We start from the raw sequence: 11798 nt of genomic DNA, 5'->3' as shown, positions 1-11798 counted from the left end.
TATGCGTTTACACGCAATTCACGCGCGACGACCTTTCCGATTCTCTAGCCGTGTAGTCGGCTAACGAGCGAAATGCAGCTATGCGACTTCTGAGTTGACCGTTCTTACTTCCGGCTAAAGCGGTTCCGCGCGCTGCGGGTCTCGTTGGGGACGGTCGTTGATGACACCGGTGCGGTCGCTTGAGATCATTCTCGTGTGCGCATCCGCTAAAGCTGATGTGGTCCGGCCATGTCACCTCACGAAGACGCCATTGCGTGCCTGCACCTTGCCGGACCAGCCTAGCATGCGGCCCGCCGCCAGGTGGTGTGAAGCGTCCTCGCTGCGCCCGGTGATCTCGACCTTAACGACCTCGTCATCACCGGCGTCGTCCATCGCCGCGTTGAACCGCTGCGTTCCCCACGCCTGGGCGATGCACGACTTGTGGAGCGGCACCTTGAAGACGCGGCTTCGGTGATCCGTGACGAGGTCCCGCCCGCCGGCATCCCGGGGCGCGGTGACCTCAACCGTCAGCTCGACTTCGTTCATACTTTTCCCTCCTGATCGGCCTGATGCCGATCTTGCAGCCCCGTGTCCTCAAGCTGTGGCTGGCTTCGCCTGCTTGGCTCTCGGCTCGCTCGATGGTGGCGCGGAGGCCCGCGTCTTGAAGTCCACCGCTGGCGCGTTCGCACCGGCTTGGTCCAAGCTCCCCTTCCATTCGGACGTCGATCATGGCAGCTAAGTGCTTGGGGGACGTTCTGAATGCTTGTTGACCTCTTCCGCTTCGGCGGCATGGACCGGGTGGCGCTTCCGCTATTGCGCGTGTGTGTCACAGATTGTCGCCGCCGGTTCGGCAACCGGTCCACGCGTTCGTTGGCGGTGGGACGCGGCGCATGAGCGGCTTCAAGGTCTCCGCGCGGACGCTCTTTCATCTTGGCGCTGACCTGATCAGCTCCGATGCGATGGCACTCTACGAGCTAGTGAAAAACGCGTTCGACGCCGGCTCCGAGCGTGTGGAGATCTCGGTTCGGCAGCGCTGCCCCGTGGAGGCGTCGAATCCGGTCATCGAACGCATCACCGTGGCTCTGGAGATTGCCGAAAGGCCTGCCGCACCTGAAGACGAGGACGAGGATGAGGTCGAACCAGCACCAGCGCCGGTCGCCGAGGAGGAGCACGAGAGCGAAGCCGAGCTCGTAGTCGACGAGGCGCTCGTCGAGGAGCTGCGCGAGGAGGCGCTCGCTACGCTGCCCGAAGGCGCCGAGGCGGAGTTCGCGGAGGCGGTGCGCACAGCGGAAGGCATCCGGGGGCTCTTCGAGGCGTATTCTCCCGTGAACGAGATAGTGGTGAGCGACACCGGTCATGGCATGTCGCTGGACGATCTCGAGACCATCTTCCTGACCGTCGGCACGACGTTCCGGACGGAGAAGGTGAACGAGCGCCGGCGTGACGGCGTCGATCCGGGCGAAAGGCCCATCTTGGGCGAGAAGGGCGTCGGACGGCTGAGCGCGATGCGTCTCGGCTCGCTCTTGCGGGTCGAGACGGCGCGGCTGACCGACGCTAACAGCTCGCTCCTCGACATCGACTGGTCCCTCTTCTCAAGGCATCCCGATCGGCGCCTGGAGGAGATTGACATCGTTCCCCGGCCTGGGCCTGCCAAGTCCCGCCCGAAGGGCACCGTGCTCTCGATCCGTCAGCTGTCCACCAACTGGTCTGTCCTCAAGCTGGAGGACATCGCCAAGACCCAGTTCAGCAGGTTGAACGATCCGTTCGAGGCCGCGGCACGCTTCCCGATCGACCTGACGTTCAATCAGGCGACGGTCCCGATCCCCGCGTTCCGTCGCCTACTGCTTGAGCATGCGCACGCGGTAGTGACGGCGTCCTTCGGCCCTGACGACCCGAAGGACCTGCTCCCGAACGGCCGGATCTCTCAAACCGCCAAGCTGAGGCTGCGGGGGAGCGTCAACTACGCCCTCAGGAGCCGTTCGCTGCCGATCGACCTCTCCGGTGTCCATCTCCGGACGGCGGCCGGCGTGGCCAACGACGCGACGCTGAGGGAGCTCGGGCCCTTCGAGCTGAAGATCTACTGGTTTAACCGGCCGCTGCTTGAGGAGGTCGACACGATCGGCACCAAGAAGCAGGTGCGCGAGCTCGTCAACGAATGGAGTGGCGGCGTCGCGGTCTACCGCGACGGTTTCCGGGTCGGCAGCTACGGCAGCGGGGCCGACGACTGGCTGGGCCTGGATCGCAAGGCGCTGGCTTCCGGAGGTTACAAGGTCAACCGGGCCCAGCTCATCGGCAGGCTGGGGATCTCCTCCCTCGCGAACCCCGACCTGATGGACCAGACCAACCGCGAGGGACTTCGGGACTCCCCGGAGAAGGACGCGCTGGTCGCGCTCCTCAAGCACATCATCGAAGGTGTCTTCCGCCCCTTCCTGAATGCGGTCGACGAGGAGATTCGCGCCCGCGAGCCGGTCGACTTGAAGGGTGTGGCCGAGCGGGTGCTGAGCCAGCGCCGCTCGATATCGGCTACGATCCGGCTCCTCTACCAGCGCTATCCCGAGGTGAAGGACGATCCCGACATCGGCGGCAAGATTGAGGAGGCGCTGGCGAGTATCGGCGAGATGATGCGCTCGCTCGAGGAATTGGGCGCCTCCTACCAGAAGGGACGTTCCGAACTCACGGTTCTCGCCGGGATCGGCCTCTCGGTTGCCGCCGTGGCGCACGAACTGCGGCAGGTGACGACGAACGCGATGGCGTCCGTGGACGCGCTGCGGCGACGCCGGTCCGCGACGGACCTTCCGACGGCGCTGGCCCCACTCGGCACACAGCTGAAGACGCTTCTGACCAGGCTTCGAGTGCTCGATCCGCTCGTGACCTCCGGCCGGCAGGTGAAGACATCCACCGACCTTGTTGAGTGGACCGAGACGATCGTCGAGTCGGCGCGCCCGGCCTTCCAGAACGTCGGGATGGACATTGAATTCGCCGTCAGGCGCTCCAGCGACGCGGTGACGTTCGAGGCGCGGGTCGTACAGGGCATGATCGTCCAGGTGGTCGGAAACCTGCTCGACAACGCCCGCTACTGGCTGGGCCGGTCGGCGCTCGAGGACCCCGCCTTCAAGCCCCGCGTCTTGGTCGAGGCTGACGTCGACCGGCGCGAGATCCGTGTCAGCGACAATGGACCGGGAGTTCCGCCCGCGATGCGCGACACCGTCTTCCAGGCCTTCGTCACCACCAAGCCGCCGGGCGCTGGGCTCGGCCTTGGCCTGTTCATCTCGCGCGAGATCGCCGCCTACAGCGATGCGACGATCTCCCTCCTGCCCGAGAGTCGCACCGTGGAAGGGTTCTCGACTACGTTCGCTCTCTCATTCCGCAAGGCATAACGATGATTAGCGCATCTTCAGTGGCAGAGATCTTCAGGCAGAGCAGCATCGGCGCGGTCGCGATCATCGACGACGCCTTCGACAGCCCGGAGCAGTCGATGACCGCCGCTGCGACCCAGGCGCTCTTCGACGAGCTGTCGCAGGATCAGGACCTGCTGGCCGGGTTCATCGCCGCCGGTCACGACCTCCAGACTATCGACCACCTGACCCTCGAGGCGATTGTCGCGGTGAAGGCGACGGCCAAGCACAATGCTGCGGCTCAGGCGGCGTGGAACCACGTGAAGGTGTTCGCGGAGGCGCGTCGGACCGCGCTGGACGAATTCGCGGTCGACTTGTCCGAGGATCTCAAGGTCAGCGTGGAAAAGATCAGCGCCGCCTCGCTGAGCTCCGCCGACACTGCGACCGAGTCGAAGAATCCTGTGGACGACGCGGTCGATGTCGTCTTCCTCGACTACGAGCTTCAGGAGGGCGAAGAGGAGGGAACTCTGTCGTCGGAGATCGTTGATCGGATCTACCGGCAGTTCGCTGGCAAGGAGAAGGCGCCGCTCGTCATCCTGATGTCGTCCAAGAAGCTGGACGACAAGGCACTCGCCGCCTTCCAGCGACGGACCAAGGTCCTCAGCGGGATGTTCTACTTTGTCCCCAAGGACGAGCTTTTCGACAAGGAGAAGCGCCACTATCGGCTGGCGGCGTTCGCCAAGTCGCTCGCCACAGGCAGAACCCTGCAGCGCTTCGTGACCGGCGTAGAAGCCGAGCTGAAAACGATCCAGGCGAAGGTCTTCGCGGACGTCAGGTCGCTCAGCATCGGTGACTTCGCGTTTCTACAGAAGCTCCGGCTTCACGAGGACGGGCAGCCCCTTGGCGAATATCTGCTGTGGCTGATGAACGCGCACCTCGTGAAGGAGCTGCTCGTTTCCGGTGGCGTCCGGGCCGTGGAGTCGAAGGTGAATGCGCTCTCGTTCGAGGACCTGCCACCGACGCAGTCGAAGCCCTCAATCAGCTTGGCCACGCTTTATTCCAGCGCGGTGCTCCGGCCGATGGGTGCGCTACCTGAACATGCGACCGACCAAGCGGAATACCTGCAGTTCGGTGACCTATTCAGGAAGAAGAAGGGCAAGCAGGTGTGGATGTGCATCACCGCACCGTGCGACCTCGCGTTTAGCCCGACGCGGCCGATCCGCAGCGGTCGAAGCATTCTGTTCCTGCCGGGCACCCTGCAGCCCATCGACAAGGCAATGAAGCCCTTCGAGCAGCGACAGCCTCGGACTGAGCTCGTCCGGATCGACGACAAGGCGTTCCGCATCATCTGGGATCCAAAGGAGGTGGCGCGTGCCGACTGGTCCGACATCCACGCCTGGAAGACCGGTCTGGAGGTCGAGCGCATCGCGCGGCTGAACACGCCTTTCGCACTGGAGATCCAGCGCAGCTTCGCCTCTGACCTTACGCGCATCGGAATGCCCGCGCCGCCGCCCTTCTACAATCCAACGCGGGTGCGGCTGGTGGTGCTCGACGAGCAGGGCAAGGAGGTCGAGCTCACCGCCTCCAACCGGTGCGACGGATACCTTAGTGGCGACGAGCGGGGGATGCGCCTGGTCATGGGCGAGTCCTTCATGGATGCGCTTCCCGAGATGCTGGGCAAGGCCGAGCAGATCCTCGAGAAGCGGTTCAAGGCGGTGGAGGCGAAGCGCGCGGGCGGCAAGGCCACACCGGGCAACGTGGCAAATGCGGAGGCCGCCCGCGACAAGGTCGCCGCGGCGCGTAAGGACGCCGAGACGCTCAGCGCGCTGAAAGGGCCGTTTCAGGTCCCGCTCGCCAATCGGGTCGACGCGTTCCTGGACGAGCTCCTGGCGATCGCGGGAGAGGGCGACGCGGACTCGTCCGATCACATCCCGCTTCGCCTGACGATCCTACCCGTAGAGGATGCGCCGGAGGCGGCTCAGGCCGCCTGAGTTCAGCCGATCGCGGAGGCGCCGAGGCCCTGTGAGGCATCGTCGGCTTTCCCTTGAGAATCGGTGCTGCCGCGCCGCTCCGCGGCTAGATCGAGCAGATCAGGCAGCCCTCCGGTTCCTCCTCCTCGTACTCCGCGTCGGCGAGCACTGAGACGAGGGGGAGGTCCTGCCGCTTGGCGGCCTTCCGCGCACGCGCGGCCTCCCAGTTCCGTTCGATCGCCTCCATCCGCTCTGGACGCTCGAGTTCGACCAAGGACTCGCTCGACGACCACGTGAAGTTGGCGCTGACCGCGGCGGAGCGAACCTCGTACTCTTTCGCCTGCTCGTAGAGATCCGGGTGCGTCCGCTTCAGGCGCACCCACTCGATCTTCTGCTGGTAGAAGCAGAAGAAGCAGCCGGACCGGGACCTGCCCCATTCCATGTATGGGGGCAGGCCCAGGCCGCAGTCCTCCAGGATGCGGATGATGTCGGCGCGGACCAGGCCGTCCTCCTGGAAGGGGTAGACCGCGGTGATGTTAGGCTTCGTGCTGATGTATCCAGTCCGCGCTTCGTCCGCACGGAGCCCCACGTAGTTGATGACGGGCTCCGTGCCGACGTAGGCCTCGAACGGCCGTAACTTCAGCATCTTCGTGCACCACCGGCGGTGGTTCGAGGGGAGCATGTCGCCGTACACCGCGAGCCAATGCTCGAAGGAGTCGTCGGGCGTGGTCCTCACGACCGGGCGGCCTAGGATGCTCTCCAGCCGCGCCATGTAGTCGTAGGTCTCGGGCAGCTCCTTGCCGGTGTCGTGGAATATGTATTCCATGTCTTGAACACGGTCGCGCAGGTAGACGGCCAGCGCGGCGCTGTCCTTCCCGCCGGACAGACTCAGGATGTGGCGGACTTCACTCATCTTCTATGCTGGTCTTCAGGGTGTTGGGTTTGACGTCGTAGCCTGTCTGGGGCCGCCGCGCATCCTTAAACTCCGGAGGCCGACTCCGCTGTCACGCACCCTCCGATCGCGCGGTCTGGGTACCTTCGTCCGCGTTGGCTTCCAGCATGTGACCGGCGAGCCGCGCGACCACCTGGGCGATCGACGCCCCGTTCCTCTCTATGAGGTGGAGGATCGACCGTGTGAACAGCTCCTCTTCGGGCGACTGCTCGTTGACCCCCACGATGCTGACGTGCTCCCTTCCATCGACGTGGGTCAGTGCCAGACGGACGACACCCTTCTGCTCGGGTTCGGAGCCAAACGCTGCGGCCTCCAGCCTCAGGAAGGTGGCCGATATGTCCTCGAGCCTGCCTTGCCACGTCGCCACGTCTGGTGACAGCCAGCGAGACGGCGGCTTGCCGACGAGTGCCCCGCCCATTGCCTCGATCCAGGCGTCGTCGGACAGCACTCGGTCGGCGAGCCGCTGGACGAAGGTCCTCAGCGCCTGCGCCTTCACCCGGAACACCAGCGGGCCTGCGCGGTCGGCGACGTTCGTCCGGAGGTCGCCATCGGCACCGAGCGCCCGCCCCACCTCCGACCTCATTCTGTCGAGCAGCGAAGGGTAGCACCTCTCGAGTTCCCCGATCGCGTCGGCGAGGCGTTCCGCAAACTCCGCCGCGCGCACCGCGCCGTCCTCGCCATCGCCGTCGAATGGCTCGAGGCCGCACGCGGCCGGCAGTTCGGTGAACACCAGGTCGACCGGGCTCCTCGCGCGCATGATGGCGTCCCTTACGCGGGCCGCATTAGGGCTGACCTCGGCGGACCGCTGCGCGTGGAGGCTCAGGCCCGCCCCGAAGCGGACCAGCGGTGCCACCACGGCCATCAGTCCGTCCTCGCCGTCCACGCTGCCGAGCGTTGCCGCCAGCCTTTGGTAGACTTCGGCCCGCACCCCCTCCAAAGCCACCCACTGGATGGTGAAGTTCTCAGGCGACTTGAGTATCCGCATGAACGCCTGGGCGTCGAGCTTGGGACAGTAGGTGCCCCGTTCGAACAGCGCCATGCGGTGGCGGTCCGCGACCATGACGATGGCGAGGAGCAGCGGTGCTAGGGCGGCGCGCACGCCGAATGGGCGCGCGCTGACGCAGGAGTAGATCTCGGTCACCGCCACCCGCCCGGCGGCGGTCCTGATCTGCTCCCTCATCCGCTCCAGCGCGGGGCGCAGGCGCAGCGGATCGTCGCCCTGCTCCGGGAGGTCCACGACAAAGACGCCGTCACGCTCACGATGGACGCCGCCGAGTTTTAGGAGGGAGAGGTAGAGGGACCGTTCCGGCGGGTTCTTGTTCCCGGTGAAGCTCAGGTCCGGCTCGTGGGTCCTCTCGAACAGGGCTTCGATTAGACGCTGCCGGGCCGCCGCTCCCGCGCTCGTCAGCGCGTGCCGGTTGATGAGCTCGTTGTGGACGAGGGGCCCGGCTCCATAGAGCTCGTCGCACGTGGACGACACCAGGAGGTGCAGGGCGGGCGTGTCCGCCAGCGCCCGTCCGCCCCGGAAGACGCGCACAAACGGCGCGGGTGGGTCACCCGCGAGGCCCAGCGATCCTTCCAACCGGTCGATGAGCCGGGACTCTAGTTCCTTGATGCGACGCTCGATCTCTGCCGAGGCGAACACGTCCTCCCGCAAAATCGAGGCGTTCGCCTCGATCCAACGGTGCCTCAGAAGATCTACGACGTTTGATCTGAGCTCGGGCCGCGGCGGAAGCGTCAGGACGAGGAGCGTCGGATCCTCAGCCGTCGCCTCCTCAGCCCATGCGGCGGCGTGTGCGACCTCGTCGGCGTCGTCGCACAGGACCGCGAGAATGCGCCCGTCCGCGTCCGCTGTGAGCGTGGTGGTTGCCAGCGAGGACGCGGGCACCATGCGGATCGGGAACCGCCGTGTCACCCCCGTCTCCACCGAGTGCCTGCGCGCGAGGAGGAATGGCCGGATGGGAATGCTGCTCAGCGCCTTGCTCAGCTCGCCGCCGATCGACGCCTGGGGCAGCGCAGCGTCCGCTTCGCTCCACAGCGCGGAGAGGTCGACCCTGTGGCTGGTCCAGAGGCGGAGACCGGCGCGGCCGACCCGCTCGAAGAGCACTCCGCGCTCACGCAGCCCCGTGATCGCCCGCGCTACCGCCGCCGGCTCGACGCCGGGAGCGAGACAGGCTTGGATCGTGGTGACGTCCGCGACCATGTCGGGTGCGTCGATGAGGTTGAGAACCCCGACCGTCTTGAGGATCGCCACCTCGGTCGGATCGGATCCGGCGGATCCGTCCAGGACCGTGCGGATGCGCTCCCAGTCGCCGGCGCCGCCGCGCGCGACCAGTCGGTGCCCAAAGGAGGTGGAGACGTAGTCAAAGAAGCGGTCGAGGCCGTACAGGCCGTCTTCCGCAGCGTGTCGGTCAGCGAACGCCCTGAGGCTGTTCGGCTCGCCCGAAGCGGCGAAGCCGAAGAGCGAGCGCTCGTTCTGGCCGTAGGCGGAGAAGAACCTTGCTATCGCCGGGACGGCGGCCGGGTGGAGGGGATAGCAGGGTTCTCCACCTTCCCCCCGCGGGCCGAGCCAGCCGAGTGCCCCGGCGGCGCTCTCCGCTTCCGCGTAGGACTTGCGGACGGCGGCGGGCAGGCGACGCATGTCCGGCGAGAGCGCCGCCGACAGGAGCGCGGCGGTGTGGGAAAGCGGGTGGTCGAAGACAAGTTCGTCGTAGCGCTCTGCGACCTTCGCCCATTCCGACCGGGTCGAGACCGCGCCCTCGCGGTGGTATGACTGCAGACCCTGGTGGAGGATCATCAGCACCGCCAGCGGGCGCTCGCCCGAGCGTGCGGCGAGTTCCGCTAGCTCCTGGAGCCGGAAGATGTCCGCCTGGTCGGGGTCGATGGCCGCAGCTTCGAGGAACTTGCCCATCTCGTCGATGACGACGAGCAGCCCGTCGTAGCGTCCGCTGCGGATGAGCGCGTCGCGCAGGAGGAGTATTGCCTCGAAGGGGTCTACAGCGGTGAGCGCCCTGCGCGCCTTGGCGTCTAGAAGGTCGCGCTCCCGCTCGACCGTGTTAGCGATCGCTGCGGCCATGCCGGCATTGAGGCCGGCCTGCTTCCCTGAGAGAACCAGCGGATACATCCGCGGCATATGGCTGCCGATCGTCTTCGCGAAGCGGTCCATCGGTGCCTTCGCATCGGCGCACCGCGGATCGAGCGTTCGCAGCAGCGCCAGCGCGAGCGCGGATTTGCCCACGCCGAAATCGCCGGTGACGCGCCACGCCCGCCGCCGGGAGCCGGGGAGAAGGCCCTCGAGGATCTCCGCCGCGACACGCTTGAGCCAGGGCGTCAGCACGTAGCCGCGCATGGCGGCGGCGTCGTCGCGGTCGCGCTCGATCGCGACGGACCTGTAGAACGGTCCCGGGCTTCCCATGTAGTCGGCGATCCGGGTGGGAGCTCGGTTCCTCATGCGTAGACGCTCCCCAGCCGGGCGGCGGGATTGGGTTCGTCGCTCCGGCTGACCGCGCCGGCGTCTCCGGACGCCCGGAACGAGTATGTCGCGCCTTCGCGCTCCAGGTGAGATCGGAGCTCGTCCTCGGCGACGCGGAACGTGGCGCCCGGCGAACCCTCCGCGTAGGCGAGGTCCCTGAAGCTGAGCACACGCTCGCTGGGGTGCCGCTCAGCCCAGTAGCTCTCGATGGCGTAGTCGATCACCGCGGGTCCCACCTTGCCGGCAGGAATGCGCGCCAGCGAGTAGACCTGTTCGTCCTTGCCCGTGGCGCCGCGCCGGCGGCCGGCCGCCTGGATCAGCTTGAGGTCCACCAGTGGACCGTCGAGCACATCCTCCGGCGCCCGCATGGCGTGCGTTGGCACGTATGTGTGCAGCAGCGCGTCGATGTGCTGCATGAGGGTGATCTCGGAATGGTTGTAGCCCTCCCGGGCGCTCTCACGACGCATCTCGGAAAAGAGCTCGCCGCGCGTGAAGTCGGAACGCATCCGCCGGTGGAACACGTGACGCCATGCGAACAGCGGGGCCTGCACGCGGGAGGTCACCGACCAGTGGAGCAGCCACTGGGTCTCCGTCCGCTCGATGAACGGATCGGCTCCGTCACGTCCTAGGAGCGCGGCGCCGAACGGCTTCAGCGCCCAGCCCTCCGTCGCAGGGGCGGCAACGTCGAAGGCGTCGAGCCAGAAGCGGAGCGACCGCACCATGTTCTTGCCGAGACCCAGGGACAGGATCGCCTGCTCGTCCGAGGACAACGCGTGAGGGTCGCTCTCGATGAGCCGCACGGCCTTGGGCAGCCAGCTGAACCGGCAGGCGAATGTCTCGTGCCCGCTGAAGCGTGGCCTGATGTTTGCGTTAATGTTCACGCCTGCCTCCTGATGCCGAGATCAGCGCCCATCGCCTCTGATATGATGGCACCGGCGCGCTCGATCTCCGCTGCGTCGTTAAACTTGCCCACGCACATCCGGACGCCGCCCTCAACTACCCATTCTTCGAGCCCCATCGCCGTGAGAACGTGGGAGGGACCAGGGACACCCGACTGGCAGGCCGCTCCGGAGGAGAGTGCGACCTTGCCCCAGAGTCGGGCCACCAGGACCTCGGCCGGGATGGCGGGCGAGGATACGTGAAGGGCGCCAGCGAGGCGGGCGGTTCTATCCCCGTTGACGCGCAGGCCCGGCACACGTTCGGTGAGGATCGCCTCCAGCCGATCGCGGAGGAGGGCGATGCGCCTCTCGTCATGCTCCATCTCGTCCGCGGCCAACCCGCATGCGAGCGCCATCGCGGACGCCGCCGCGGCGTCGGGTGTGCCAAACATCGGCTCAACGAGGTCGGCGGTCGGGCGTTTGATCTTCCCAGCCAGGACGCCGACACGCCGCGGCCCGTTCATCTTGGCTCCGCTGGCGACGACGTAGTTAGCCGCCGCCGTAACCTGGGCGAGTCCGAACCGGCCGGCGGCCTGGCTGGCGTCGACGATCGTCAGCGCGCCCTGACGGTCGGCGAGACGCAGGATGTCTTCGACCGGCGTAATGTTCCCGATCTCGTTGTTGGCCGCCATGGCGCAGATCAGGTCGACGCCGCGCTGTGCCATCTCCTTCAAGCGAGGGAGGTCGGGCTGTCCTTGGGCGTCGACGGGGAAAAGTTCGAGCCGGATGCGTCCTGCGGCGGCCGCCGCCTGGAGGTGCCGCAGGAGCGAGGGGTGCTCGATCGCGGATGCGAGCACGCGCAAGCCTACTCCGCGTTGCGCGATTGCGTCTTCCAGCGCCAGCCAGAGCGCCGACGACGCGCTCGGCAGGAAGTGCGTCTCTTCGCGCGCGGCGCCCAGGAACACGCCCACGTCCTCGCGTGACTTCGTCAGCACGTTCGCGGACTGCGTCCCGCTCGCGTGCTCCGCGCTGTTGGGATTGCCGCGCAATGCGACCGCCACCTCAGCATGGTGCGCTGCCACCCTGGGATCGATTGGCGTTGAAGCCAGATTGTCTAGGTAGATCTCCATCTTACTGCATTCCCCGGCGACGTTCCTCGCGCGACCGCGTCGCGGTTAATTGCCTACACGGGGATGGGTCGGCCGTCGAGAT

Annotated in this window: 7 protein-coding genes; 2 read left to right on the top strand and 5 right to left on the bottom strand. The window is 66.7% G+C overall.

What is annotated here, in order from left to right; translation table 11 throughout:
* Positions 1 to 231: 231 nt before the first annotated feature.
* Positions 232 to 525: a hypothetical protein gene (locus tag GQR91_RS18970; protein WP_149683031.1), complete on the bottom strand. Its 294-nt coding sequence runs from the start codon at positions 523 to 525 to the stop codon at positions 232 to 234.
* A 344-nt stretch (positions 526 to 869) separates the two neighbouring features.
* On the opposite strand from GQR91_RS18970, the gene GQR91_RS18965 reads away from it, so the two are divergent.
* A complete protein-coding gene (locus tag GQR91_RS18965; protein WP_149683030.1) occupies positions 870 to 3356 on the top strand; it encodes a sensor histidine kinase in 2487 nt (828 codons plus the stop codon).
* A gap of 20 nt (positions 3357 to 3376) precedes the next feature.
* Entirely contained in the window at positions 3377 to 5305 is a 1929-nt protein-coding gene (locus tag GQR91_RS18960) for a hypothetical protein (protein WP_149683029.1), read from the top strand.
* Positions 5306 to 5390: 85 nt separating this feature from the next.
* On the opposite strand, the gene GQR91_RS18955 is transcribed toward GQR91_RS18960, so the two are convergent.
* From GQR91_RS18955 to GQR91_RS18940, 4 genes are all read right to left on the bottom strand, one after another.
* Positions 5391 to 6197, bottom strand: coding sequence for a phosphoadenosine phosphosulfate reductase family protein (locus tag GQR91_RS18955; RefSeq protein WP_149683028.1), 807 nt, complete (start codon positions 6195 to 6197; stop codon positions 5391 to 5393).
* 91 nt (positions 6198 to 6288) lie between these two features.
* A complete protein-coding gene (locus GQR91_RS18950; RefSeq protein WP_149683027.1) occupies positions 6289 to 9687 on the bottom strand; it encodes a hypothetical protein in 3399 nt (1132 codons plus the stop codon).
* Positions 9684 to 10589 (bottom strand): DUF4007 family protein, encoded by a 906-nt coding sequence (locus tag GQR91_RS18945; protein ID WP_149683026.1) that lies wholly within the window; start codon positions 10587 to 10589, stop codon positions 9684 to 9686. The genes GQR91_RS18950 and GQR91_RS18945 overlap by 4 nt, the downstream gene beginning before the upstream one ends.
* Positions 10586 to 11716, bottom strand: coding sequence for a cysteine desulfurase family protein (locus tag GQR91_RS18940; RefSeq protein ID WP_149683025.1), 1131 nt, complete (start codon positions 11714 to 11716; stop codon positions 10586 to 10588). Before GQR91_RS18940 ends, GQR91_RS18945 begins: the two co-directional genes overlap by 4 nt.
* Positions 11717 to 11798: the final 82 nt, after the last annotated feature.

The sequence above is a fragment of the Sphingomonas carotinifaciens genome, from assembly GCF_009789535.1.
Classification (GTDB): Bacteria; Pseudomonadota; Alphaproteobacteria; order Sphingomonadales; family Sphingomonadaceae; genus Sphingomonas; species Sphingomonas carotinifaciens.
This window is presented reverse-complemented; position numbering and strand designations above follow the sequence as displayed.